This is a genomic window from Mycobacterium sp. 29Ha, assembly GCF_032883055.1.
GTDB classification, from domain to species: domain Bacteria; phylum Actinomycetota; class Actinomycetes; order Mycobacteriales; family Mycobacteriaceae; genus Mycobacterium; species Mycobacterium gallinarum.
In genome coordinates this window covers 78,822-102,732 of record NZ_JAMQTI010000019.1, presented here as the reverse complement: position 1 = coordinate 102,732, position 23,911 = coordinate 78,822, and the positions used below count along the sequence as shown (strand labels likewise).

The 23,911-nt window shown below is 66.5% G+C and carries 24 protein-coding genes and 1 pseudogene; 11 read left to right on the top strand and 14 right to left on the bottom strand.

All coding sequences use genetic code 11. The features are described 5' to 3' along the window. The first annotated feature begins 24 nt into the window (after positions 1–24). Positions 25–1,974 (top strand): gamma-glutamyltransferase family protein, encoded by a 1,950-nt coding sequence (locus M1248_RS23000; protein WP_317149815.1) that lies wholly within the window; start codon positions 25–27, stop codon positions 1,972–1,974. After that, entirely contained in the window at positions 1,971–2,441 is a 471-nt protein-coding gene (locus tag M1248_RS22995) for a GNAT family N-acetyltransferase (protein ID WP_163727363.1), read from the top strand. The genes M1248_RS23000 and M1248_RS22995 overlap by 4 nt, the downstream gene beginning before the upstream one ends. Here M1248_RS22995 and M1248_RS22990 read toward each other — a convergent pair. From M1248_RS22990 to M1248_RS22975, 4 genes are all read right to left on the bottom strand, one after another. Then, on the bottom strand, positions 2,428–2,877 hold the full coding sequence (locus M1248_RS22990) for a PH domain-containing protein (protein ID WP_163727361.1): 450 nt from the start codon (positions 2,875–2,877) through the stop codon (positions 2,428–2,430). The two genes, M1248_RS22995 and M1248_RS22990, sit on opposite strands and share 14 nt — an antisense overlap. Next, the gene (ribH, locus tag M1248_RS22985; protein WP_163727360.1) at positions 2,874–3,359 is read right to left on the bottom strand and encodes a 6,7-dimethyl-8-ribityllumazine synthase; all 486 of its coding nucleotides are present in this window, start codon (positions 3,357–3,359) and stop codon (positions 2,874–2,876) included. The genes M1248_RS22990 and ribH overlap by 4 nt, the downstream gene beginning before the upstream one ends. A 22-nt stretch (positions 3,360–3,381) precedes the next feature. Next, a complete protein-coding gene (locus tag M1248_RS22980; protein WP_163727357.1) occupies positions 3,382–4,713 on the bottom strand; it encodes a bifunctional 3,4-dihydroxy-2-butanone-4-phosphate synthase/GTP cyclohydrolase II in 1,332 nt (443 codons plus the stop codon). Positions 4,714–4,775: 62 nt separating this feature from the next. After that, positions 4,776–5,396 carry a riboflavin synthase gene (locus M1248_RS22975; RefSeq protein WP_163727354.1) on the bottom strand — a complete coding sequence of 207 codons (621 nt, stop codon included), beginning with the start codon at positions 5,394–5,396 and terminating at the stop codon, positions 4,776–4,778. Between the two features lie 110 nt (positions 5,397–5,506). Between M1248_RS22975 and M1248_RS22970 the strand changes: the two genes are divergently transcribed. Together M1248_RS22970 and M1248_RS22965 are read left to right on the top strand one after the other, a co-directional pair. Further along, positions 5,507–6,199 carry an LppX_LprAFG lipoprotein gene (locus tag M1248_RS22970; RefSeq protein ID WP_317149814.1) on the top strand — a complete coding sequence of 231 codons (693 nt, stop codon included), beginning with the start codon at positions 5,507–5,509 and terminating at the stop codon, positions 6,197–6,199. Further along, a complete protein-coding gene (locus M1248_RS22965) occupies positions 6,199–7,902 on the top strand; it encodes an MFS transporter (RefSeq protein ID WP_163727348.1) in 1,704 nt (567 codons plus the stop codon). The genes M1248_RS22970 and M1248_RS22965 overlap by 1 nt, the downstream gene beginning before the upstream one ends. A gap of 6 nt (positions 7,903–7,908) precedes the next feature. Here the strand turns inward: M1248_RS22965 and M1248_RS22960 are convergent, their stop codons facing one another. Next, positions 7,909–8,061, bottom strand: coding sequence for a hypothetical protein (locus M1248_RS22960; protein ID WP_317149813.1), 153 nt, complete (start codon positions 8,059–8,061; stop codon positions 7,909–7,911). A 182-nt stretch (positions 8,062–8,243) separates the two neighbouring features. Here M1248_RS22960 and M1248_RS22955 point away from each other — a divergent pair, with 182 nt between their 5' ends. The 3 genes from M1248_RS22955 to M1248_RS22945 are packed head-to-tail and all read left to right on the top strand — an operon-like array spanning position 8,244 to position 10,947. Then, positions 8,244–8,807 carry a type 1 glutamine amidotransferase domain-containing protein gene (locus M1248_RS22955; protein ID WP_317149812.1) on the top strand — a complete coding sequence of 188 codons (564 nt, stop codon included), beginning with the start codon at positions 8,244–8,246 and terminating at the stop codon, positions 8,805–8,807. A gap of 45 nt (positions 8,808–8,852) precedes the next feature. Continuing rightward, positions 8,853–9,902 carry an ABC transporter permease gene (locus M1248_RS22950; protein ID WP_163727345.1) on the top strand — a complete coding sequence of 350 codons (1,050 nt, stop codon included), beginning with the start codon at positions 8,853–8,855 and terminating at the stop codon, positions 9,900–9,902. Between the two features lie 4 nt (positions 9,903–9,906). Next, complete coding sequence (locus M1248_RS22945) at positions 9,907–10,947, top strand: ATP-binding cassette domain-containing protein (protein WP_163727341.1); 1,041 nt, start codon at positions 9,907–9,909, stop codon at positions 10,945–10,947. On the opposite strand, the gene ribD is transcribed toward M1248_RS22945, so the two are convergent. From ribD to M1248_RS22905, 8 genes are read right to left on the bottom strand one after another with little or no spacing between them, the layout of a single operon-like run. Continuing rightward, positions 10,944–11,945, bottom strand: coding sequence for a bifunctional diaminohydroxyphosphoribosylaminopyrimidine deaminase/5-amino-6-(5-phosphoribosylamino)uracil reductase RibD (ribD, locus tag M1248_RS22940; protein WP_163727338.1), 1,002 nt, complete (start codon positions 11,943–11,945; stop codon positions 10,944–10,946). The two genes, M1248_RS22945 and ribD, sit on opposite strands and share 4 nt — an antisense overlap. After that, positions 11,942–12,619, bottom strand: coding sequence for a ribulose-phosphate 3-epimerase (rpe, locus tag M1248_RS22935; RefSeq protein ID WP_163727335.1), 678 nt, complete (start codon positions 12,617–12,619; stop codon positions 11,942–11,944). The genes ribD and rpe overlap by 4 nt, the downstream gene beginning before the upstream one ends. Positions 12,620–12,623: 4 nt before the next feature. Beyond that, entirely contained in the window at positions 12,624–13,997 is a 1,374-nt protein-coding gene (locus M1248_RS22930; protein ID WP_317149811.1) for an RsmB/NOP family class I SAM-dependent RNA methyltransferase, read from the bottom strand. Continuing rightward, positions 13,994–14,923: a methionyl-tRNA formyltransferase gene (gene fmt, locus M1248_RS22925; protein ID WP_317149810.1), complete on the bottom strand. Its 930-nt coding sequence runs from the start codon at positions 14,921–14,923 to the stop codon at positions 13,994–13,996. Before fmt ends, M1248_RS22930 begins: the two co-directional genes overlap by 4 nt. Before the next feature lie 34 nt (positions 14,924–14,957). Next, positions 14,958–15,494 (bottom strand): LemA family protein, encoded by a 537-nt coding sequence (locus tag M1248_RS22920; protein ID WP_163727326.1) that lies wholly within the window; start codon positions 15,492–15,494, stop codon positions 14,958–14,960. After that, a complete protein-coding gene (locus M1248_RS22915) occupies positions 15,488–17,305 on the bottom strand; it encodes a DUF2207 domain-containing protein (protein ID WP_410506723.1) in 1,818 nt (605 codons plus the stop codon). The genes M1248_RS22920 and M1248_RS22915 overlap by 7 nt, the downstream gene beginning before the upstream one ends. Before the next feature lie 37 nt (positions 17,306–17,342). Beyond that, positions 17,343–19,289: a primosomal protein N' gene (locus tag M1248_RS22910; protein ID WP_317149825.1), complete on the bottom strand. Its 1,947-nt coding sequence runs from the start codon at positions 19,287–19,289 to the stop codon at positions 17,343–17,345. Positions 19,290–19,343: 54 nt separating this feature from the next. Continuing rightward, entirely contained in the window at positions 19,344–20,117 is a 774-nt protein-coding gene (locus tag M1248_RS22905) for a lysoplasmalogenase (protein ID WP_410506722.1), read from the bottom strand. 50 nt (positions 20,118–20,167) lie between these two features. Between M1248_RS22905 and M1248_RS22900 the strand changes: the two genes are divergently transcribed. The 4 genes and pseudogenes from M1248_RS22900 to M1248_RS22885 all read left to right on the top strand — a co-directional run bounded on the left by M1248_RS22900 (position 20,168) and on the right by M1248_RS22885 (position 22,642). Beyond that, a complete protein-coding gene (locus tag M1248_RS22900; protein WP_317149809.1) occupies positions 20,168–20,368 on the top strand; it encodes a hypothetical protein in 201 nt (66 codons plus the stop codon). A gap of 143 nt (positions 20,369–20,511) precedes the next feature. Next, positions 20,512–20,708 (top strand): annotated as a pseudogene (locus tag M1248_RS22895) (cytochrome P450); the annotation flags it as partial. Beyond that, a complete protein-coding gene (locus M1248_RS22890) occupies positions 20,705–22,186 on the top strand; it encodes an NAD(P)/FAD-dependent oxidoreductase (protein ID WP_317149808.1) in 1,482 nt (493 codons plus the stop codon). The pseudogene M1248_RS22895 and the gene M1248_RS22890, both read left to right, overlap by 4 nt. A 99-nt stretch (positions 22,187–22,285) precedes the next feature. Beyond that, positions 22,286–22,642, top strand: a complete 357-nt coding sequence (locus M1248_RS22885; RefSeq protein ID WP_317149807.1) for a hypothetical protein — start codon at positions 22,286–22,288, stop codon at positions 22,640–22,642. On the opposite strand, the gene metK is transcribed toward M1248_RS22885, so the two are convergent. After that, positions 22,639–23,847: a methionine adenosyltransferase gene (gene metK, locus M1248_RS22880; RefSeq protein WP_083123462.1), complete on the bottom strand. Its 1,209-nt coding sequence runs from the start codon at positions 23,845–23,847 to the stop codon at positions 22,639–22,641. The two genes, M1248_RS22885 and metK, sit on opposite strands and share 4 nt — an antisense overlap. Between the last annotated feature and the right edge of the window lie 64 nt (positions 23,848–23,911).

Here is a 23,911-nt window from a genome sequence, read left to right as displayed (position 1 = left end):
AGTCCGATGAACTACCGTCGGGTGATGCGGTTTTCGGCGCTGACCAAGGTAATTGCCCCGCTGACCGGCGTCGTCGTGGTGCTTGCCGGATGTGCGGCCGACGAGAACGCGGAGCCCGACGCCGCCGGACCGTGCGCAATCGTCGCCAACGGCACCCCGGCGCCCAAGGCCCCGGCCAGCCCGACCGTCACCACGTCCCGAAATATCTCCACCAATCCCGCAGTCGCGACCGGATACCGCAAGGACATGACCGCCGTCCGGACCAGCACCTACTCCGTGGCCACCGCCAATCCGCTCTCCACCCAAGCCGCATGTGAGGTTCTTCGCGACGGTGGCACGGCCGCCGACGCGCTGGTCGCCGCGCAGGCGGTGCTCGGTCTGGTCGAGCCGCAGTCGTCCGGCCTCGGCGGCGGCGGCTTCCTGCTGTACTACGACGCGGCGGCGGATTCGGTCCAGGCCTACGACGGCCGAGAGGTCGCACCGGCGGCGGCAACGGAGAACTACCTGCGCTGGATCTCCGACACCGACCGCACCGAACCCAAGCCCGACACCCGCGCATCCGGCCGTTCCATCGGCGTGCCGGGCATCGTGCGGCTTATGCAGAAGGTGCACGCCGAGCACGGGAAGACCGGTTGGCGCGACTTGTTCAGCCCTGCGGTCACCCTCGCCGACGACGGCTTCAAGATCAGCACGCGAATGGCGGCCGCCATCGCCGGCGCTGCCTCGCAACTGAAAATGGATCCACCGGCGGCCGAGTACTTCCTGAACCCTGACGGCAGCGCGAAGTCCGAAGGGACAGTCCTGACCAATCCCGCCTACGCAAAGACGTTGGGGGTCATCGCATCTGATCCGCAATCGTTTTACACCGGTGCGATCGCCGGCGATATCGTCGACGCGGTGGCCGACATCTCGGGCGGGCGCACCCCAGGCGTGATGACCCGCGAAGATCTTGCCGGATATGCCGTCAAAATGCGCGAGGCGCTGTGCTCGCCATACCGCGGCAAGGTGATCTGCGGCATGCCACCTCCCTCGTCCGGGGGCATCGCAGTCGCCTCCACGCTGGGCACCCTCGAACACTTCGCCATGGCGGGCCATAAGCCCACGGACATCGATCTCAACGGGGGCAGACCATCCGTGATGGGCGTGCACCTGATCTCCGAGGCGGAGCGGCTAGCCTACGCCGACCGGGACAAGTACGTGGCCGACACCGATTTCGTCCCCCTGCCCGGTGGCACGCCTAATACCTTGATCAACACTGACTACCTCGCGGGCCGCGCGGCACTGATCTCCGAGCAACGTTCGATGGGCACTGCGAAACCAGGAGAATTCGGCCCGCCGACGACCCCGGTTCCGCCACCCCCGGAGCACGGAACGAGTCAGATCAGCATCATCGACGCGCGCGGAAACGCCGCATCGATGACCACGACGATCGAGTCGTCGTTCGGCTCATTCCACATGGTGGACGGCTTCATCCTCAACAACCAACTCACCGACTTCTCGGCCGAACCCACCGGACCCGACGGCGCTCCGGTCGCCAACCGAATCCAGCCCGGTAAGCGACCGCGCAGCTCGATGGCGCCCACGTTGGTCTTCGACGCGGCAGACCAGCCCGGAACGCGAGGTCCCCTGTACGCGACACTCGGATCGCCGGGCGGCTCGGTCATCATCCAGTTTGTCGTGAAAACCATTGTGGGAATGGTGGATTGGGGCCTGGACCCGCAGCAGGCGGTGTCCATGGTCGACTTCGGCGCGGCCAACACTCCGAAGACCAACGTCGGCGGCGAGCATCCCGTCATCGACACATCCGACAACGGCGACCACGACCCGCTCGTGATCGGTTTGCGTAAACTCGGACATCAGGTCGACCTGGCCGATCAGACGAGCGGATTGTCCGCGATCATCCGTGACAACGACGGTTTCATCGGTGGCGCTGATCCTCGCCGTGAGGGGCTGGTGATGGGCGACACCGGATGACCGCGAAGGTCATCCGTTTCGCCGAGTCCGATTGGAGGGTGTTCGCCGCGATTCGGTTGCGGGCTCTGATCGACGCGCTCGGAGAGCGGGATCCGCAATACCAAAAGGAAGCCGGGTTCACCGCGGCGCAGTGGCGGCGACGGCTACGCAACCACGCGCAATTCGCGACGCTCGTCGACGGTCGCCCCGTCGGGTTGATTGCCGCACAGCAGGAGAATCCGGACTCGGTGTATCTCTATTCGCTGTGGTTGGACCCGATCGTTCGTGGTCGGGGGCTGGCACGCCCGCTGGTGGCCGCTGCGGTGGACTGGGCTCGCAGCGAAGGCGTCCAGACCATCACGCTGCGGGTGGCATCCGGCAATCTGGCGGCGCGGGCCGTTTACGAGAGCCTGGGTTTCAGGTTTGCCGCCGTGTCGGACAACGCGAAACCCCGAGACGAAGTCGCGATGACGCTCAGCGTGAGTTGATGCCCTTGTAGCGTGCGAGCAGTCCACGAACGGTCTCCATCGCCTCGACTGCCCGTTCTTTGTCGACCGCCTGAATCGCCAGCACCGGAACGTACTCATCGTCTGGCAGATCCACCCGAGCCCAACGAGCGCCGGGATGGAAGGACACGTCGACGACGTCCGACCATCCAATGAGTCGATAGGTCAACAGGTTCCGCACCGCAATCCCCTGTGCACCGACTCGGACCCGCGGACGCGCGAACATCAGCACGAGCGCAGCGATGACGACACCGAGCAGGGCGATCGCCACCTGATCGGCGGTCTGGAAGATCACACCCGTCGACGCGATCTTCAGCAGTGCTCCGACGGTGACGTGCGCCGCCAGGATGAGCGCTGCTGCGCCGTACGCGAAATACGGTGTCAGATGAGGCCGTATCTCGACGTCCCAGTCGCTCATGATCGCGGCCGCCGCAGGTCGCGCAGCGTCATCGCGGTGGATATCGCCGCCGCCGCCGCCTGCGCACCCTTGTCCTCGGCCGAACCGGGCAGCCCGGCGCGATCCAGTGCCTGCTCCTCGGTGTCGGTGGTGAGCACGCCGTTGGCCACGGGGGTCGAAGCATCCAACGACACCCGGGTCAGACCCTGCGTAACTGCGTCGCAGACATAGTCGAAGTGCGGTGTTTGCCCGCGGATCACCACGCCCAGCGCTACCACGGCATCGTGAGTGGCAGCCAATGCCTGTGCGACGACGGGGATTTCGATGGCACCCAGAACGCGTACGACCGTCGGGTCGCTGATCCCGGCATCTGTGGCGACCTTGCGCGCACCGTCGAGCAGCGCGTCGCAGATCGTTCCATGCCACGTGCTGGCGACGATGGCAAGTGTCAGATCCGAGGCGTCGAGCTGAGGCAGATCGGGAACGCCTGCGCCTCCACTCAATTCAGGACTCCGTCCCGGCCGCTCACAGGGCTCCGCCGAGATCGCGCTCGGTTGGGGTGCGATCACGATCACCCAGCAGGTACACACCCTCTTCGTACGAGTCCATGGTCACGGCCTCGTGGTACTCATCCAAACCGATGAGGTCGTGGCCCATCCGGTCGCGTTTGGTCATCAAATAGCGGATGTTCTCCGCGTTGGCGCGGACTGGAAGCGGAACACGCTCGATGATGTGCAGCCCGTAGCCGTCGAGGCCGACACGCTTGGCCGGGTTGTTGGTCAGCAGCCGCATCGACCGGACCCCGAGGTCGACGAGAATCTGTGCGCCGATGCCGTAGTCGCGCGCGTCCGCAGGCAGGCCGAGTTTCAGGTTGGCGTCGACGGTGTCCTCGCCGGCGTCCTGCAGCTGGTAGGCCTGCAACTTGTGCATCAGGCCGATGCCGCGGCCTTCGTGACCGCGCATGTACAGCACGATGCCGCGACCTTCGCGAGCCACCATCGCCAGCGCGGCGTCCAGCTGCGGACCGCAATCGCAGCGCCGCGACCCGAACACGTCGCCGGTCAGGCATTCCGAGTGCACCCGGACGAGGACGTCGTGCCCGTCACCGTGCGGTCCGGCGATGTCGCCGCGCACCAGCGCCACGTGCTCGACGTCTTCGTAGATGCTGCTGTATCCGACCGCGCGGAATTCGCCGTGTCGCGTCGGGATGCGTGCCTCGGCGATGCGCTCGATGTGCTTCTCGTGCTTGCGACGCCACTCGATGAGGTCAGCGATCGAGATGAGCGCCAAGTCGTGCTCGTCGGCGAAGACCCGTAGCTCATCGGTCTGCGCCATGGCGCCTTCGTCCTTTTGGCTGACGATCTCGCAGATCGCCCCGGCGGGCTGCAGACCGGCGAGCCGGGCCAGGTCGACGGCGGCCTCGGTGTGACCTGGACGGCGCAGCACGCCACCGTCTTTCGCGCGTAGCGGCACGACGTGGCCGGGCCGGGTGAAGTCGTCGGCAATACTGGTGGGATCGGCGAGCAACCGCATGGTGGTCGCCCGGTCTGAAGCCGAAATACCGGTTCCGACACCCTTTTTCGCGTCGACGGTCACCGTGTACGCGGTGCCGTGCTTGTCTTGATTGACCGCGAACATGGGCAGCAGGCCCAGCTTGTCGCAGACCGCACCATCGAGCGGGACGCACAGATAGCCGGACGTATAGCGCACCATGAAGGCCACCAGCTCGGGGGTCGCCTTCTCGGCGGCGAAAATCAGATCGCCCTCGTTCTCGCGATCCTCATCGTCGATGACCACCACGGCCTTGCCCGCGGCGATGTCGGCGACCGCCCGCTCCACGGTGTCAAGCCTCGTCACCACATCAGTATGAACCACCCGGGCCGAAGTCTTATTCTCGCGCCCCTGACCTGGGTTTTCGGTTAATCTCCCGAGGCTTCGATCGAGCCGTCTCTGGCATCCAACAGCCGCTCGACATATTTGGCGATGATGTCGACCTCGAGGTTGACCGAGGTGCCGACGCCGGCCCGTCCCAACGTCGTCAGCTCGAGCGTCGTCGGAATGAGCGAGATCTCGAACCAGTCGTGTCCGACGGCGGAGACGGTCAGCGACACACCGTCGACGGTGATGGAGCCCTTCTCGACCACATATCTACTGAGGGCCATCGGCAGTGCGATCCGCACCACCTCCCAATGCTGCGCGGGGGTGCGCGCGATGACGTGACCGGTTCCGTCTACGTGGCCCTGCACGATATGACCCCCGAGGCGGCTGTTGACCGCTGCCGCGCGCTCCAGATTCACCCGGCTCCCCACGCCGACACCGCGCAGGCTGGATCTGTTCAGCGTCTCGCCCATGACATCGGCGGTGAACGCACCGTCGGAACGCACCTCGACCACGGTGAGGCATACACCGTTCACCGCAATCGAGTCACCGTGGCCGGCATCTGAGGTGACGATGGGCCCGCGGATGGCGAACCTCGCGGAGTCGCCCAGGTCTTCCTTGCCGACGATTTCGCCCATTTCTTCGACGATTCCGGTGAACACGCCGCCAGACTAATCCCCCATACAAGAAAGTCCAGCTCATCGGCTACTTCTCCGCTCCCGCGCGCGCCCGGCTAAAGGTTGCTGATGCCCCCACCCACTACGATGCAGTCATGCCGACCCGCCTCTTGGCGATCTTCGCCGCGCTTTTCACTTCCGTCGCTCTGCTCGCAGGGTGCTCAAGCTCCGAGGACAACTCGAACCTGCCCGACGCCGCGACGCTGCTGCAGCAGTCCGCCGAGACCACCAAGAGCCAGACCAGCGCGCACCTGCTGCTGACGGTGCAAGGCGAGATCGCGGCTCTTCCGATCGAGTCGCTCGAAGGCGATCTGACCCTCAAGCCCGCCGTCGCCGCGGAGGGCAAGGCCAACCTCTCGTTCCTGGGCACCCGCCTCGAGGGCGTCGGCTTCGTCGTCCTCGACGGCACCTTGTACGCCGCCATCACGGCCGGCACCTACCAGGACTTCGGGCCGGCCGCCGATATATACGACGTCTCGGCGCTCCTGTCGCCTGAGAAGGGTGTGGGCAACGTCATATCCAATTTCTCCGACCCCAAGGCCGAGGGCCGCGAGACCATCAACGGCGTAAAGACGGTCCGCGTGACCGGAAAGATCAGCGTCGATGCCGTGAACGCGATCGCGCCACAGCTCGCGGTGACAGAGCCGGTGCCCGGCACGGCGTGGATTGCCGAAGAAGGCGATCACGAACTGGTCCAGGTCAAGATGGAGCCCGCCCAGGGCCAAGCCGTCACGATCGCGATCTCGGACTGGGGTAAGCCGGTCACCGTCAACAAGCCGACGGTCTGATGCAGGCTTCGACCGAAACCGCGCAGCCGGAGACCGCCGGTCGGCGCATCGCGATCAGCGCAGGCAGCCTTGCCGTGCTGCTCGGTGCTCTCGACACCTATGTCGTGATCACGATCATTCGCGACATCATGAACGATGTCGGCATCGCGGTGAACCAGATCCAGCGGGTCACTCCGATCGTCACCGTGTACCTGCTCGGCTACATCGCGGCGATGCCACTGCTGGGCCGCGCGTCGGACCGGTTCGGTCGAAAGATGTTGTTGCAGGTCAGCCTCGCCGGTTTCGCCGTCGGCTCGGTGGTCACGGCGATGTCGACGGATCTCGACATTCTCGTCATCGGGCGGTTGATCCAGGGCATTGCCAGCGGTGCGCTGCTCCCGGTCACGCTGGCGCTCGCCGCCGACCTGTGGTCGAGCCGCAAACGTGCCGCGGTGCTCGGAGGTGTCGGCGCTGCCCAGGAACTCGGCAGTGTGCTCGGACCCATCTACGGCATCCTGCTGCTCTGGGCGTTCGGCCATTGGCAGTCGGTGTTCTGGGTCAATGTGCCGCTCGCGATCATCGCCATGGTGATGATCCACTTCAGCCTGCCTGCTCGTCAGAAACCCGAGAATCCAGAGAAGGTCGACGTCGTCGGCGGTCTGCTGCTCGCGTTGACCCTGGGCCTGGCGACCTGGGGCCTCTACAACCCCGCCCCGGACGGCAAAGAGGTATTACCGCGCAACGGTGTCATTTTGCTCATCGGCGCTCTGATCGCGGCCGTGGCGTTCTTCGTGTGGGAGCGGTTCGCCAAGACCCGGCTGATCGAGCCCGCAGGCGTGCACTTCCGGCCGTTCCTCGCGGCGCTGGGCGCGTCCCTGGTCGCGGGCGCCGCCCTGATGGTGACGCTCGTCAACGTCGAGCTGTTCGGTCAGGGAGTGCTGGACAAGGACCAGATCGAGGCCGCCCTGCTGCTGCTGCGGTTCCTCGTCGCGCTGCCGATCGGGGCTCTGCTCGGCGGCTGGATCGCCACCAAGGTCGGCGACCGGATCGTCGCGTGCGCCGGACTGTTGATTGCCGCAGGCGGTTACTACCTGGTCTCTGGTTGGCCCGCGGACGTGCTTTCGGCCCGCCATGACCTCGGCTTCATCTCGTTGCCGATGCTGGATACCGACCTCGCGATCGCCGGTCTGGGATTGGGTCTGGTCATCGGCCCGCTGACGTCGGCGACGTTACGTGTGGTACCCGCCGCCCAGCACGGCATCGCCTCGGCGGCCGTCGTGGTTGCCCGCATGATCGGCATGCTGATCGGCGTTGCGGCGCTGTCCGCATGGGGCCTGTACAAGTTCAACCAGTACCTGCAGGAGCGTCTCGCGGCACTGCCGCCCGCGGACGCCGACTCCCCCGGTGGGCTGATAGTGGCCGCTACCGCGCGGGTGAGCGAGGCATCACGTCAGGCCTACGTCCTGCAGTACGGCGAGATCTTCAGGATCACCTGCATGGTGTGCATCGTCGGGGCGGCCATCGCCCTGCTGATCAGCGGTCGTGACGAGCACGCTGACGAGCCCGAACCCGTCGAAGACGTCCCGAAGCGGGTGCGGGCCGGTTCACCGGCCGACGACAACCCGACTCAGGCATTCGAGACGCCGACACACCGCATTTCGAGTCAGTCTGCGGATGAGACGGCCCGCCTGGAACAACCGCGGGGCCACCGCCGGGCCGATTGATTCCGGTCAGCAGCGCTCGAGTCCCCGGCCCATCAGGGTGTGCTCGGGTACTGATTGCGGCTCATCGACCGACAGGCCCTTGATCGCGTCCCAGATCAACCCCTTGAGGTTGCGGGGATCCATTGTCCGATCATTGAGCCAGTCCTGCAATGCAGTCATGCTCGCCGTCCTTCGTTCGTGCTCACCCGCGCAGCTCGTCGGTGAAAGCGCGATATCCGGCAGAAAACGCAGCCGGACCAAAATGGCCAGCTCTGGTACGAGTGTACCGACCTGAACGGCCCTGTTTGTTGCTCACCACGCCGGGTATGCGTGAAAAAGCGACGATCAAAGGACAAAAATTCATGGCAACTTCACTGAATGGCAAGACTATTGCGTTCCTGGTCGCGCCCGAAGGCGTTGAGCAGGTCGAGTTGACGGAACCGTGGAAGGCGGTGGAACAGGCGGGCGGGACACCTGAACTCGTGTCGACCGAAGTCGGCAAGGTCCAAGGCTTCAACCATTTGACTCCGGCCGACACGTTCGAGGCGGACAAGGCGGTGGGCAGCGTGTCCGCATCCGACTACGCCGCGCTGGTCCTGCCCGGCGGTGTCGCCAATCCCGACTTCCTACGCACGAACAGCGACGCCGTCGCCTTCGCCAAGGGCTTCTTCGACGAAGGGAAACCCGTCGCGGTCATCTGCCACGGGCCATGGACGCTCGTCGAGGCCAATGTGGTGCGCGGCCGCACGATCACCTCGTGGCCCAGCGTCAAAACGGATCTGGTCAACGCCGGCGCAAATTGGGTCGACGATGAAGTCGTCGAATGCTCGCGCGGCCCAAACACATTGGTTTCGAGTCGCAAACCCGATGACCTACCCGCCTTCTGCAAGTCGTTGGTCGGGGTCATTTCGAAGGTCACATCGTAGCCAAACCCGACCCGCGGACGCGCAACCGTCGGTAACGTCGCCAGCATGCTGATGGCCGCGCTGCGCGACATGCAGTGGCGACGACGGCGATTCGTCATCGCGATCCTGTCCACCGCGATCATCTTCGCGATGACACTCGTTCTCACCGGTCTAGCCAACGGGTTCCGCGTGGAGGCCGACAAAACCGTCGATTCTCTCGGCGTCGACCTCTTCATCGTCAAGGCCGGTGCGTCAGGTCCATTCGTCGGAGCGACGCCGTATGCGCCGGTGGAACTGCGCAGGATCGCGAACGCGCCCGGCGTGGAGGCGGCCGCTCCCCTCGCCTACGCAGGCGGAACGGCCACACTCGATGGTTCGACGCGCAACGTGGACATCTTCGGGGCGCCGGAGAACGGTCCGGGCATGCCCGCGGTCTCGGAGGGCCGGCCGCCGTCGGCACGGTACGAAGTGGCGGTTTCGTCCACGCTCGGCAAGGCCATCGGCGACGAGGTCGAAATCGCCTCGCACAAGCTGCGCATCGTCGGCATCGTGGAAAACTCCACCGCGCTGGCGAATCTGCCCAACGTGTTCCTCACCACCGAGGGCGCGCAACAACTGGTGTACGCAGGCGAACCCCTCGTCGCATCGATCGGCGTGCGCGGCGGCCTCGACGAGGCGCCCCCCGGATACCGTGCCATCGACCGCAACGGTGCCGTCGAGGATCTGCTGCGGCCGCTTAAGGTGGCCGTCAACTCGATCACGATCGTCGCTGTGCTGCTCTGGGTGGTCGCCGCCCTCGTCGTGGGCTCGGTGATCTATCTATCAGCGCTCGAACGTCTCCGAGACTTTGCGGTGTTCAAGGCGATTGGAGTGCCCACCAAAGCCATCGCCGCCGGGCTCGCGATGCAAGCGATCATCGTGGCGTTGCTCGCCGCCCTTGTCGGCGCCGGACTTTCCATGTTGCTCGGGCCGCTGTTCCCGATGCAGGTCATTGTTCCCGCCGAGGCGTTCATCGCGCTGCCCGCCATCGCGATCGTCATCGGATTGATCGCTAGCGCAACTGGTTTGCACCGTGCCGTTTCGGTCGATCCCGCCCTCGCGTTCGGGGGTCCCTGACATCGTGGGCGATCTCAGTATTCAGAACCTGGTGGTCGAATACGCCAGCGGCGCCGACACCGTGCGCCCCATCGACGGCTTCAACCTCGATGTGTCTGCCGGCTCACTCGTGATCCTGATGGGCCCGAGCGGGTGCGGAAAGACGACACTCCTGTCGTGCCTCGGCGGCATCTTGAAGCCGAGTTCAGGCGCCATCAAGTTCGGTGACGTCGACGTGACATCGCTTGAGGGTCATGAGCTTTCGAATTACCGTCGCGAAACCGTGGGCATCGTGTTTCAGGCGTTCAACCTCGTGCCCAGCCTCACCGCGCTCGAGAACGTCATGGTGCCGCTGCTCGCGGCGGGCCAACCGCGCCGCGCGGCCCGCAAGCGCGCCGGGCAACTGCTCGCACGCGTCGGACTCGAGGAGCGAATGTCCCACCGGCCGGGCGATCTCAGCGGCGGTCAACAGCAGCGGGTGGCGGTCGCGCGGGCGATTGCACTCGATCCGCCGCTGATACTGGCCGACGAACCCACCGCGCACCTGGATTTCATCCAGGTGGAGGAGGTTCTGCGACTCATCCGCGAACTCGCGAGCGGTGACCGGATGGTCGTCGTCGCGACCCACGACAGCCGGATTCTGCCGTTGGCCGATCGTGTCGTCGAGCTCGTTCCCGATTTCGCGTCGACGGACCGCGCTCCCGACACCGTCGAGTTGGAGGCCGGAGATGTGCTGTTCGAGCAGGGCACGATGGGCGAACTGATCTACGTCGTCGCGGAGGGCGAGCTCGAGATCGTCCGCGAATTGGCCAGCGGCGGTGAAGAATTACAGAAACTGGCCAAGCGGGGCGACTATCTCGGCGAGATCGGTCCGGTGTTCCACCTCCCCCGCTCGGCGACTGTGCGCGCTCGGACCGACGCGACCGTCATCGGCTATACCGTGCGGGCGTTCCGGGAGCGCCTTGGCATTGGCGGTGTGCGCGATCTGATCGAGCACCGGCCACTGAGCACCGATCCCGATTCCGAACCCGAATCCGATCCGGACCCCGAACCCGAATCCGACTAGTTCGGCACCAGGCTGAGCAACACGTCGGGCCCGATCGACTCGACACCGTCGAACCGCCAGCGCTGCGCATGCGCGATCGACAGCACGCCGACATCATCGATCGCGGTGATCGGGCCGCCCAAGAGGATGGGGCCGATGTAGGCCAGGATGCGGTTGATAACGCCGGCGCGGAGAAACGCGCCCGCCAGCGTCGGTCCGCCCTCGAGCAGCACATCGGTCCGGTCCGAGAGCGCCTTGATGACCTCGTGCGGATCTCGGGTCCTGATCACCATCGTCCGCGAGTCGTCGTTCAGAACCTTTGCCTCAGAGGAAATTTCGCGCTCCCCAACCACCACCCGCAACGGCTGGCGTTCCGCCAGAGAGCCATCCGGCAGCCGCGCGGTCAGCAGCGGGTCGTCCACGAACACCGTGCCGGTACCGACGAGCACCGCGTCGGCCACGGCGCGCCTGCGGTGCACGTCGGCGCGCGCCGCCTCACTGGTGATCCACTGACTGGAGCCGTCCGCCGCGGCACTTCGACCGTCGACACTCGTCGCGAATTTCCATGTCACATGCGGCTGCCCGGTCCGCTGTTTGTGCAACCACTCCCGCAGCGGTCCACCGGCAACCTGATCAGCCAGCACGCCGGCGGTTACCTCGAGTCCGATGTCAGCCAGCCGCGACGCCCCGCCCGCCGCTACCGGGTTCGGATCCGCGACGGCGTAGGCCACCGCCGAAACACCGGCCGCGACAAGCGCATCCACGCAGGGCGGAGTGTGGCCATGGTGATTGCACGGTTCCAGCGTCACCACCGCCGTGCCGCCGACGGCGCGCTCCCCCGCTCTGCGCAGCGCCAGCACCTCGGCATGCGGGCCTCCCGGCGGCTCGGTCGCCCCGACGCCGGCGACGTCGTTGTCGCTGTCCAGGATCACCGCGCCCACGGGCGGATTGGGATATGTCGCACCCTTGACCCGGTCGGACTGTTCGATCGCCAGCCGCATCGCGGCCTCGAGGTTCATAGCTGAAGATGCGGGGATGCGTCTGCCGCCCGGCGCCGCAACGACTCCACAGCGACGGCGGGGTCCGCCGCGCTGTAGACCGCCGAGCCGGCCACGAAGCAGTCCACTCCGGCCAGCGCCGCCTCTTCGATGGTGTCGGCGTTGATGCCGCCGTCGATCTCGACCACGATCGTCAGCTCCCCCGCGTCGACGAGTCGGCGGATGGTCCCGACTTTCGGCAGCACCTCGGGGATGAACTTCTGGCCACCGAATCCTGGCTCGACAGACATGATCAGCACGGTGTCGAACTCGCGCAGGATCTCGAGGTACGGCTCGATAGGCGTGCCGGGTTTGACGGAAAGTCCGGCCTTGGCCCCCGCGGCGCGAATGTCGCGCGCCACGCCGACGGGGTTGTCGGTCGCCTCGGCGTGAAACGTCACGTTGTAGGCACCCGCCTCCGCGTACGGCGGCGCCCAACGCTCGGGGTTCTCGATCATCAGGTGGCAGTCCATCGGGATGTCGGTTCGCTTGAGCAGGGCTTCGACGACCGGCAACCCGATGGTCAGGTTCGGCACGAAGTGGTTGTCCATCACGTCGACGTGCAGCCAGTCCGCACCGGCCACTGCGGCGGCCTCGTCGCCCAGCTCGGCGAAGTCGGCGGCCAGAATCGACGGCGCGATCAGCGGCTTCGGCATGGCCTCACCCTACTTTGAGCGCCGCGGCGAACATCGCATCGGTGCCATGCCGGTGCGGCCACAACTGCACGTGGGGACCGTCACCGAGGCCGTCGACCGGATCGAACAGCGGCCGGGTGTCCAGCGCCGTCACAGGGTGGCGACGCAGCGCGTCCGCGACGACGCCCACGGTCTCGGCGAGATGCGGCGAGCAGGTGGCATACAACACCACACCGCCCGGCCGGGTGAGCCGGATCGCCGAGGCCAACAGCTCGCGTTGCAGTTTGGCCAGCTGCGGGACATCGCCGGGCATCCGACGCCAGCGCGCCTCGGGCCTGCGCCGCAGCGCCCCCAGCCCGGTGCAGGGTGCATCGACCAGCACCCGATCGAAGCCGGGATCCAGCCCCGGATCCCGGCCGTCGACGCGAAGCACATCGACCGGCAGCCCCTTGGTGTTCTGCTCGACGAGTTCGGCGCGGCGTTCGGCCGGTTCGATCGCGGTCACCCGGCCGCCGTCGGCAAGCGCCGCCAGCAGCGCCGTCTTGCCGCCGGGCCCGGAACACAAGTCCAGCCAGCGTCCGGTGTCCGGGCCGTCCAGCTCGGCACGTGTCAGGGCGAGGGCCACCAGTTGGCTGCCCTCGTCCTGAACGAGCGCGGCGCCGTCTCGGATCGCGGCGAGCCGGCCTGGATCGCCGCCCGGTAGGTACACCGCATACGGCGAGTAGCGGCCGACGGTGCCGTCGACCTGCTCGGCCAGCTGTGCGGCGGTCAGCACATCGGGGCGTGCGGCCAGATGGACGACAGGCCGTTCGTCATCGCTGCTCAACAGTGTGTTCAGCTGTCCGGCGTCGGCGCCGAGCGCGTCGGCGAAGGCCTGCGCGATCCAGCGGGGATGCGCGTGCACGAATGCCGCATGACCGATGGGATCGGTGGTGGCTTCGGGGGCCAGCTCGCTCACCCAGCTCGCCTCGTCGCGGCCCGCGATCGTGCGCAGCACACCGTTGACGAAACCTGCTCGTGCTGAATCGAATTCGATACCAGCCTGTTCGACCGCGGTCGACACCGCCGCGTGCGGTTCGACGCGGGTTCGCATGAGCTGGTAGGTGCCTAGGCGAAGCAGATCCAGCAACACCGGATCGATATTGTCCGGGGAACGTCCCGCTGCCGCAGCGATGATCGCGTCGAGTAGGCCGCGGGTGCGACAGGTGCCGTACGTCAGTTCGGTCGCGAAGGCGGCGTCCCGCCCGGTGATTCCGCGGTCGCGCAACATCGCGGGAAGCGCAAGGTTTGCGTAGGCATCCTTCTCCGACACCGCGCGAAGAACGTCGAATGCGGCGCGACGGGCCGGGTCGAGCGGCTTACGGCGCGTAGGACGCTTGTTGTTTCGAGGCCTGGTCATTGTGCCCGCGCGTTTTCGTCGAGACGTGCGCCGCGGGCCCAGTCCACGGCATTCATCGGCTTCTTTCCCGGGGCTTGGATGACACCGAGCGCGACGGGCTGCGAACCGGTGCCGATGTGCACGCCCTTACGTTCAACTCGGATTGTCCCGGGTGGCAGCGTGTCCGCGGACTGCTCGATGCTGACGGGCCCGACCTTCACTCGCAGATCCCCGATCATGGTCCACGCGCCGGGGTTTGGCGTGACCGCCCGGATACGGCGCTCGACGACGTGCGCGGGCAGGTCCCATCGCACCCGGGCCTCCTCGACGGTGATCTTGGGCGCGATGGTGATGCCGTCGGACGGTTGCGGCACGGCCGTCAGCGATCCGTCGGCGATGCCGTCCAGGGTTGTGGCCAACAGCGCCGCACCCGAGATCGACAGCCGCTCAAGCAATTCCCCCGCAGTATCGGTGGGCCGGATGGTTTCGGTGACCACGCCGTACACCGGTCCCGAGTCGAGCGCGGGTTCGATCTGAAAGGTGGTGGCGCCCGTCACGGTGTCGCCGGCGGCGATGGCTGCTTGCACGGGGGCCGCACCGCGCCATGCCGGCAGCAGCGAGAAGTGCAGGTTGATCCAGCCATGCTTGGGCACGGCGAGCAGTCCCTCGCGCAGCAGGGCACCGTATGCGACCACCGCGCAGCACTCGGGTGCCAGCGCGGCCAGCTCTTCGATGAACTCCTCGGAGTTGGGCTTGGTCGGCCGCAGCACGGGGATGTCGTGGTCCATGGCGAATCGTGCCACCGGCGACGGCGACGGTGTGCCCCGCCTACCGACGGCGGCGTCGGGACGGGTCAGCACGGCGACTACATCGTGACGTGGTGATTCGACGAGCCACGCCAGCGAGGGCAGGGCGGGCTCGGGGGTGCCTGCGAAGACAAGACGCACCGCGCCAGTCTAGAAGCGCCCCACCCGGAAAAATTCAGCGAGGCGTTTGGTAGTACTCCTGCTCACTCACACCGGTCAGCGGTGCGACGAACATCCAGGGGATGGTGGTGATCAACCCGTTCAGGGTGGCCACCGAATCGTTGTAGTACTGACGCGCGAAGGCCAGCTTGTTCTCGGTGTCGGCCAGGTTGTCCTGCAGGTTCAGGAAGTTGTTCGACGAGTTGAGCTGCGGATAGCTCTGGCCGAGCGCCAGCAGCGGCGCCAACGCGGAATCCAGATCCTTCTCGGCGGCGCTGCGCTGGGCTACCGACGTGCCGCTTGTCGCCGACGTCAGCGCGGCGCGTGCGTTCGTGACGTGGTCGAGAATGCCCTTTTCGTGGACGGCGAACGTCTGCACCGTGTGCACCAAGCTCGGGATCAGCGACGCCCGCCGGGTCAGCTCGACATCGATGCCGGACAGTGCTTCGGCGACCCGTACGTGCGCCGAGCGGATCCTGTTGTAGCCCAACACGAAGATGATCAGTGCCGAAAGCGCCAGCACCAGCACGATGACGAGCAACAACCTCACCATGATCCGCCTCCTCCTCCACCGCCGCCGCCACCGCCACCGCCGGAGCTGAAGCTGCTGCTACTGCTGCCCCCGCTGGAGGACGACGACTGCGACGCAGTGTATGCACCGATCGATGACGACAACGCGGACTCGAAGCTGTCGAAGTCCGGGCCACCGGAGCCCCCGACAAAGCCCGAGCTCCTCGCCGACGACGAGTGATACCAATCGGGTTGCGGTGCAACGGTACCCGTCGTCGTCTCGTATTTCTTCGCCCACAACGCCGCGGCGCCGGCGGCCACCGCGAACGGAACGTAGGCCATGTAGAGGTCCTTGCGCGCCCCGAAGTCGAACCGCGCCTCGGACGAGTCGGTGGTCAGCATGCGGTGGAATCCGCCTGCACGCGACCATAGTTCGCGGCCGGCCTCGGTGCGCCTGGTACCCACACCGTCCTTCCAGGACGCCGAGGAGAACAGGAAGAATGCCGCGAACGGCAGCGCCCACATCGTGGTCGGGAAGCCCCAGCGGAAGAAGCCGAACAGCATCAGGATGAAGGCGATCGCGTTGGCGGTGCGCACCCACATTTCCTTCTTGCGCTTGACCATCAGCCCGTTGTCGAAGGCCCACTTCCGGACCTCCTCGGCCATATCCGTCTTGGCCTTGCTGAGCTTCTTTCCCGCTTTGGCAGTCTGCTTGGCCTCGAACTCCCGGCCGGGGCCCTGCACGTTGAGCGCCTTTGCGACCGCGACGCTGACCGGATCGATGTTCGCCCACGCGTCCCAGTCCGCAGCCCTGCTGCGGATGTTCCACTGTTTGTCGTTGACCTGCCGCATGTCAATCAGGCCGCGGTCGGCGAGATAGAACAGCGTGGCGGTCAGGCCGCTCTTGGGCACGCTCTCGGTGCGGATGTATTCGGTTTGCACCGGACCCAGTCCGGGCGGCGGCCCATATTGCAGCGGGAAACCGGGTGAGGGTTCAACGGTGGTGCGGTAGTACAGGATTGCGCCGAGCGCGCCGGCGACGGTGAGCGCGAGCACCCACAGCACGCCGCCCATGGACTGGCCGAGGACGCGATCCCAGGCAAAGGACCACGGCACCTCGTTGCGCGGCGGGGTCGGCACGTCCACGCCGGCGCGCAGCGTCACCGGGGTCCGCGGCGCCAGGTTCGACGCCGACAACTCGACCCGCTTCCCGCTGACGGTCAGATCGTCGCAGGCCCGGCCGATGCCGAAGCCGACAGAGCACTGGGCGCGTCCGACGTCGCCGGGCAGAGTCACCGAAATCTGGGCACGATCGATCTCGTTGTTCCACGCCTGCGCGATGACATTCCAGAAGAACACAGAGGGCGATCTCGAGTCGTTGCCGGTGGAGTCGGCGAACTTCTTGTCGGCGCCGGTTGTGCCCGGATCAAGGACACCGTCGATGTTGTAGCGGATCTCGAAGACATGCGTGCCGTAGCTGAGGTATTCGTCCGGATCGCCGATCTTCGCCACGCGGAATCGCTCGCCGCCTTCCCAGAGCATCTGGTAGGGCGCCGGTTCGCCGTCGAGCAGGATCGACGTGATCTCCGGGATCTGCCGCACCCCCGGATCGTTCTGATTGTCGACCGCCCAGTACTTGAAAAGCCCGTGCCGACCGCCCGGGAATTCGGCAGTGATCGTCTCCACCGCATCGAGGCGCCCGCCGGCACTGACGATGAGATCCACGTCGTAGTTGCTGAAGACCACGGGGTCGTCGGCGTCAGAAGCCTCCGCCGATGGGCGGAACACGACCGGCCACAGCACACCAACGGCGATGAGCGCCAACGGAATAAGCATCAGAAAGAAGCGACGCACGCCAACCTCCTGTCCACCACACGCCGGGCTGCCCGCATTACCCTATGTGCAAGGGGTCGATTTGCACACGCACCGGCTCGTTCTCGCGTCGCGCACTGAGCACACCGGCGGCGCGCCGCAGCGCCGCCGCGAGCGGCAGTCCGGCGTCGCGCGGCACTCGCACCAGCATCCGATTGACCGGCTTCTCCGGCGGCGTGCCGGGCGGTCGACGTGCGCCGGGTGGCAGGTCGACGGGCCCGAGCAGGTCGGCGTCGTCGGGCAGTTCCGCGGTGTCGATCATCGCGCGCACAGCGTCGGGCGCTCCGTCGATCGCGGCCATGTGCACCGCGGGGGGCAACCCGACCTCCGCGCGGGCGTCGAGCTCGGATTCGGCGTGGCCGACAGGATCCCACCGGATCAGCGCCTGCACAGTGGGGATGGCGGATTCGGCGACCACCGCCACGACGCCGCCGTCGGCACGGCTGCGGACGAGAGCGGCGGCGGCCATCCAGCGGCGCAACGCGTCCTCGGAAGCCCGCAGATCCTGCCGTCCGAGCAACGCCCACGTGTCGAGGAGCAGGGCGGCGCCGTAACGACCTGCAGCGAGCGGTTCCGCGCCGGGTGTCGACACGACCAGGGCCGGCTCCGCGGGCACCGCGGCGACCATCGCGTCGCCACCCGACGTCACGACGGTGACACCGGGAAATGCGCGGCCCAATTCCTCGGCTGTCCGACGGGCACCGACCACGACGGCCCGCACCGCGTCGGATCCGCAGCGCGTGCAGCGCAGTGCGGGTTCCTCTCGGCCGCACCACCGGCACATCGCGCCCGCGGCGTCGCGTGCGGGCAGCGACAGCGGGCCCGTGCAGTGCCGGCAGCGGGCGATCGTGCGGCAGCAACTGCACGCCAGCGCGGGCACATAGCCGCGGCGGGGCACCTGGACGAGTACGGGCAGCCCGGACGTCAGCGCCGTACGCGCGGCCTGCAGCGCCATCGAAGGCAGCCGCGCCGTCCGTGCCGCCGGATCGCGTTCCTGGGCGAAACCGCTGTCCTCGATCGCTATCACGCGCGGAGACCGTGCCCGCACCTCCTGTCGGGTGGCCACCAGATCGTGCGCCCAGCCGGTGCGGACCAGCGCCTGCGCCTCGGCGGTACGCGCGTAACCCCCGATGAGCGACGCGCAGCGCAGCTGGTGAGCCCGCAGCATCGCTACTTCTCTGGCGTGCGGGTAGGGCGCTCGCGGCTCGGCGAGTGTGTCGTCGCCGTCGTCCCACACCATCACCAGTCCCAGATTCGCCACCGGCGCGAAAACCGCGCTGCGGGTACCGATGACGATGCGTGCCCCGCCCCGCAACACCGACAGCCATCGCCGATAGCGTTGTGCGGGGCCAAGACCCGCGGACAGCGCCACCACATGGGTCTCGTCGATCAGGGCGATGGCCGCGGCGTGCATCGCGTCGACGTCACGCTGGTCGGGCAGGACGATCAGGGCGGCGCGGCCGGTGTTCGCGGTCGCCGCGGCCAGCTCGGCAAGACGTTCGGGCCAACCTTCCCCGGGCAGCGCCTGCCACACCGCGCGTGCGGCGCGGCCGTCGTACAGAGCGGCGACGAACTGCTGGCCGCCGCGGTACGCGGCCCACGCTGTGGTGTCCACGGGTTCGACGGTCAACGGTTTCTGCTGCGGTGGAGGCTGCTTTTCGACGTTGGCGTGTCGCGGTGGGACGGCGAGCCGCAATACGTCGGCCCGGGTGCCCCCATACCGGGCGGCGACGGCGTCGGCGAGCCTGCGCACGTCTGGGGTCAGCACCGGCTCGGCGGAGACAACCCGATCCAGCCAGCCGAGCTTCCCGACATGGTCCGTCTCCGAACGCCTTTCGAGCACGAATGCGTCGACCAGTCGGCCGTGGAACCGCACCCGCACACGCACCCCGGGTTGCGCGTCGTCGGACTGTTCAGCAGCGACCAGATAGTCGAATTCGCGGTCGAGATGCGGCACCGACAGCATCGGGAGCACGCGCGCGATGGGCTCGTGCTCGGCCTGCTGTCGCGTACTCGTCACCTATGCAGATGTAGCAGATGACGCCGACGGATCTGACGCACGACCGAAGAAGAAGCCCGCGGTGATGAGCAGCAGCGACGTCGCGTACGCCCACCAGATCGGTACGGCAAGCATCTCTGTGTCTGTCGGCGTCAATACGAACTTCGAAATGCCGATCATGCCGTCGGACACCGCGAAGCACACCGCGCCGAGCGCGGTCCACGGCGTCGGCAGCCGGGCCATCAGCGCGGTACACACCATGGCGCCGAGCACCGCGATGTAAAGCGTCACCGGTACGGCCATCCCCTCGGCGATCAGCCGTGGCCAGAACCACACCAACAGGGCGATGCAGGCGCACACCGTGATCGCCGCAGCCGCCAGCCGGGGCCTCGACCGCGCCGCCAGCGGGAGCAGCGTGGCCAGGAAGCACAGGTGCGCAACGAGGAATGCGCCGAGGCCCAGCACGAACGACGGCTCCCACCACGGCATCGCCAAGAAAAAGTCGCCCGCCGCCGAGAACAACAGCGCCGCCAGTAACCAACGTCGTTCACGAGCGATGGGATGAGTCAGCGCGGCGGCGGCGAGCAGCACCGCCGTCGCCGCCTTGACCTCGGGTTGTAATGCGAACTGGCCGGTCAGCTCGGCGCCGACCGGCAATCGAAGCGCCGTCACGATCAAAAATGCGCCGTAACAGGCGCCGACGACCGCGGCGCTCACCCACAGAAGCCTGGTTCGTGGGTGTGCGTGCCGTGTCCCCATGTCCGCTTCTGGGGAGAAGCCGGCCGTCGACGCCATCCTGCAGAAGGTAGTGGAAGCCGTCGCGTTTCAGTTGACAACCGACGGAGGTGTTGAAGAAGCCGGTCGACAGGGACGCGGTGTGGAACGCCCACGACTCGTCGGCCGTAGAGCGCTTCGGCTTCCTCGCCACGATCGATGACCTGCATTTGGAGGTCATCGAGTCCGTCCAGAAGGCGGACGGCAAGCTGCTGAGCAACCACGTAAAGCGGGCCGCGTTGGAGCAGTATCAGCGCTTGAGTGCGGGATAGGCGCTCGGCGGCACCCCATGCCACCGTTTGAGGTATGACAGAACGTTGATGTGTCGTTGTAGCCCAACCGCTTTGACACCTCCTCGGCGACCTTCATGCTCGCCGGCCACGAAACGACCGCGAATGCGATGGCGTGGCGCTGGGAGCGATCACGGTCGGCGTACCTGCCGTTCGGCGGAGGACGACGAATCTGCGTCGGGCAGAGCTTATGACAGCGTTCATGAGCCAACGCATCACATTCGACGTGAGCCCCAGCCATGCGGTAGAACTCGAAGCAACGCTGACGCTGCGGCCAGAGAACGGATTGCACGTCATCGCCCAACGACGGGAGGCTCTATGACAGCGCCGCAGTACGACACCGTCATCGTCGGCGCCGGTTTCTCCGGCATCGGCACCGCGATCAAACTGGACAAGTCCCGGATGGGCAATTATCTGGTGATCGAAGCGGGTGACGGGCCGGGCGGCACCTGGTACTGGAACACGTATCCCGGTATCGCCGTCGACATTCCGTCGTTCTCCTACCAGTTCTCCTTCGAGAAGAGCCCGAACTGGACACGCACCTATGCGCCGGGACGGGAACTGAAGGCCTACGCCGAGCACTGCGTCGACAAATATGGCCTGCGCCGCAAGATCCGATTCAACACCAAGGTGCTCGGTGCGACCTTCGACGACGACGACCGCCTATGGCGCGTACACCTCGACACCGGCGACGCGGTGACAGCCAGGTTCCTCGTCAACGCCAGCGGCGTGCTGATCACGCCCAATATGCCCGACATCGACGGTGTCGACTCGTTCGCCGGCGTGACGATGCACACCGCACGCTGGGATCACGAGCAGGACCTCACCGGTAAGCGTGTCGCCATCATCGGGACCGGCGCGTCCGCCGTGCAGGTCATCCCCGAGATCGCGCCGATCGTGGAGCGCCTGACGGTTTTTCAGCGCACCCCGATCTGGTGCCTCCCCAAGCCTGACGTGCCGCTGTCGCCCAGGACCCGACGTCTGATGCGACTCCCCGGTGGGCCGACGGTGCAGCGTCTGCTCAGCCAGGCGTACGTCGAACTGACCTTCACCTTGCCCGCCCAGTACTTCACCCTCAACCCGATGGCCAAGAACATGTCGCAGATCGGCAAGTCGTATCTGCGCAAGCAAGTCCACGACCCGGAGGTGCGCGACAAGCTCACCCCGCGCTACGCCGTCGGCTGCAAGCGCCCGGGTTTTCACAACACGTATCTCTCGACGTTCAACCGAGACAACGTTGAACTGGTGACCGAGCCGATCGACAAGATCACCGGATCGGGCGTGGCGACCGTCGACGGTGAGACCCGCGACGTCGACGTGCTGATCCTGGCGACCGGGTTCAAGGTGATGGACATCGAAGACAACCCGACCTACCCGGTGACCGGGGCCGACGGCCGTTCCTGGAGCGAGCATTTCAGCGAGCGGCGCCTGCAATCGTATGAAGGCGTCGCCGTGCCCGGTTTTCCGAACTTTTTCACGGTGTTCGGCCCTTACGGGTACGTCGGCAACTCGTACTTCTCACTCATCGAGACCCAGACGCACCACATCGTGCGCTGTCTCAAACATGCTCGCAGTAAGCGCGCCAACCGCGTCGAGGTCAAACAAGAGGCCAACGACCGCTACTTCGCCGAAATGATGAGCAAGCGGCACCGGCAGATCTTCTGGCAGGACACGTGCAAGGCCGCCAGGAGCTACTACTTCGACAAGAACGGCGATGTGCCGCTGCGGTCGGCCAGCACACTCCAGACATATTGGCGCGCTCGCCGCTTCCCGCTCACCGATTACGAGTTCAGCGCTTAGCCGCGCGTCTGGCACGGAGATACTTCTCGATTCTCGGCTGATAGGCGCTCGGCAAACCTACGCTCGAGACATCATTCGATTACTGAGTGGGGGCCCGACATGCAGAGTTTGACGTTTGAAGGCATCCCGGTTGCCGTCAACGGGGAGGGCGTGGACTTTCGCAGCCAACCAGTAGGCGAGATGTCCATCGCGTGGGTGAAGCTCGGCGCCGGTGCGGACCTGCGGCCGGCGCTGGCGGGACTGCCCGGCGACATGTGCCAGTGTCCGCACTGGGGTTACATGCTGAGCGGGCAGCTCCGCATGCACACAAGCACCGGTGAGCAGACCTACAACGCGGGTGAGGCGTTCTACTGGGCCGCCGGGCACGCGCCGGAGGCCGTCACCGACTGCGAGTACATCGACTTCTCGCCGACCGAAGAACTACAGACGGTCCTGCGCCACGTCACCGGCGGTTAGACGGCCGCCTTCAGCTCGTCGACCTTGTTGACCTGTTCCCAGGGCAGCTCGACATCCGTACGACCGAAGTGGCCGTAGGCGGCGGTCTGCGCGTAGATCGGCCGCAGCAGATCGAGATCGCGCACGATCGCGCCGGGCCGCAGGTCGAACACCGAGGTGATCGCCTTTTCGATGCGGGCCGGGTCAACCGTTTCGCTGCCGAAGGTCTCCACGAACAGCCCGACGGGGGCCGCCTTGCCGATTGCGTAGGCGACCTGCACCTCGACCCGCTCCGCCAACCCGGCTGCGACCACGTTCTTTGCCACCCAGCGCATCGCATACGCCGCGGAGCGGTCGACCTTGGACGGATCCTTGCCGGAGAACGCGCCGCCGCCATGACGGGCCCAGCCGCCGTAGGTGTCGACGATGATCTTGCGACCGGTCAGACCCGCATCACCCATCGGACCACCGAGCACGAACTTGCCGGTCGGGTTGACCAACAGCCGGAAGTCGGACGTGTCCATCGAATCGTGGTTGAGGTCGGCCAGGACGGTGTTGACGACCTTCTCCCGGATGTCGGGCGCGAGCGTGGCGTCCAGGTCGATACCGGCGGCATGCTGCGTCGAGAGCACCACCGTGTCTAGGCGCACCGGAGTAGTGCCGTCGTATTGCACGGTGACCTGGGTCTTACCGTCGGGACGCAGGTAGTCCAGCACGCCACTCTTGCGAACCTCGGTCAGCCGGCGCGACAGCCGGTGCGCCAGCGCGATCGGCAGCGGCATCAGTTCGGGGGTGTCCCTGATGGCGTAGCCGAACATCAGGCCCTGGTCACCGGCGCCCTGGGCGTCCAGCGGGTCACCTGCGCCTTCGACGCGCGTCTCGTGAGCGGTGTCGACGCCCTGCGCGATATCGGGTGACTGCGCGCCGATTCCGATGTTGACGCCGCAGGTCTCGCCGTCGAAACCCTTCTCCGAGGAGTCGTAGCCGATGTCGAGGATGCGAGCCCGCACCGTGTTGGTGATGTCCGCGAACGCTTCCTTGGCCGTCGTCGTGACCTCGCCGACGACGTGTACCTGGCCGGTGGTGACCAACGTCTCGACCGCGACGCGTGATTTGGGATCGTCCGCGAGCAACGCGTCGAGCACCGAGTCGCTGATGGCGTCACAGATCTTGTCGGGGTGGCCCTCGGTCACCGACTCACTGGTAAACAGCCGAGCTTCACTCACGGTGTGATCCTTCCACCCAAGTCACCTTGAGATAGTTAGTTAGTCAAATTATATGCTTGCTCGT

What these genes read in the sequence shown, in the direction of transcription:
- M1248_RS22890 (WP_317149808.1), top strand. Translation starts at nt 20,705, where the DNA reads ATGACAGCGCCGCAGTACGACACCGTCATCGTCGGCGCCGGTTTCTCC.
- M1248_RS22885 (WP_317149807.1), top strand. Translation starts at nt 22,286, where the DNA reads ATGCAGAGTTTGACGTTTGAAGGCATCCCGGTTGCCGTCAACGGGGAG.
- M1248_RS22950 (WP_163727345.1), top strand. Translation starts at nt 8,853, where the DNA reads ATGCTGATGGCCGCGCTGCGCGACATGCAGTGGCGACGACGGCGATTC.
- M1248_RS22970 (WP_317149814.1), top strand. Translation starts at nt 5,507, where the DNA reads ATGCCGACCCGCCTCTTGGCGATCTTCGCCGCGCTTTTCACTTCCGTC.
- M1248_RS22965 (WP_163727348.1), top strand. Translation starts at nt 6,199, where the DNA reads ATGCAGGCTTCGACCGAAACCGCGCAGCCGGAGACCGCCGGTCGGCGC.
- M1248_RS22910 (WP_317149825.1), bottom strand. Translation starts at nt 19,289, where the DNA reads ATGCTGTCGGTGCCGCATCTCGACCGCGAATTCGACTATCTGGTCGCT.
- rpe (WP_163727335.1), bottom strand. Translation starts at nt 12,619, where the DNA reads ATGCCGAAGCCGCTGATCGCGCCGTCGATTCTGGCCGCCGACTTCGCC.
- M1248_RS22920 (WP_163727326.1), bottom strand. Translation starts at nt 15,494, where the DNA reads ATGGTGAGGTTGTTGCTCGTCATCGTGCTGGTGCTGGCGCTTTCGGCA.
- M1248_RS22905 (WP_410506722.1), bottom strand. Translation starts at nt 20,117, where the DNA reads ATGGCGTCGACGGCCGGCTTCTCCCCAGAAGCGGACATGGGGACACGG.
- M1248_RS23000 (WP_317149815.1), top strand. Translation starts at nt 25, where the DNA reads ATGCGGTTTTCGGCGCTGACCAAGGTAATTGCCCCGCTGACCGGCGTC.
- M1248_RS22960 (WP_317149813.1), bottom strand. Translation starts at nt 8,061, where the DNA reads ATGACTGCATTGCAGGACTGGCTCAATGATCGGACAATGGATCCCCGC.
- ribD (WP_163727338.1), bottom strand. Translation starts at nt 11,945, where the DNA reads ATGAACCTCGAGGCCGCGATGCGGCTGGCGATCGAACAGTCCGACCGG.
- M1248_RS22955 (WP_317149812.1), top strand. Translation starts at nt 8,244, where the DNA reads ATGGCAACTTCACTGAATGGCAAGACTATTGCGTTCCTGGTCGCGCCC.
- M1248_RS22990 (WP_163727361.1), bottom strand. Translation starts at nt 2,877, where the DNA reads ATGAGCGACTGGGACGTCGAGATACGGCCTCATCTGACACCGTATTTC.
- M1248_RS22930 (WP_317149811.1), bottom strand. Translation starts at nt 13,997, where the DNA reads ATGACCAGGCCTCGAAACAACAAGCGTCCTACGCGCCGTAAGCCGCTC.
- M1248_RS22995 (WP_163727363.1), top strand. Translation starts at nt 1,971, where the DNA reads ATGACCGCGAAGGTCATCCGTTTCGCCGAGTCCGATTGGAGGGTGTTC.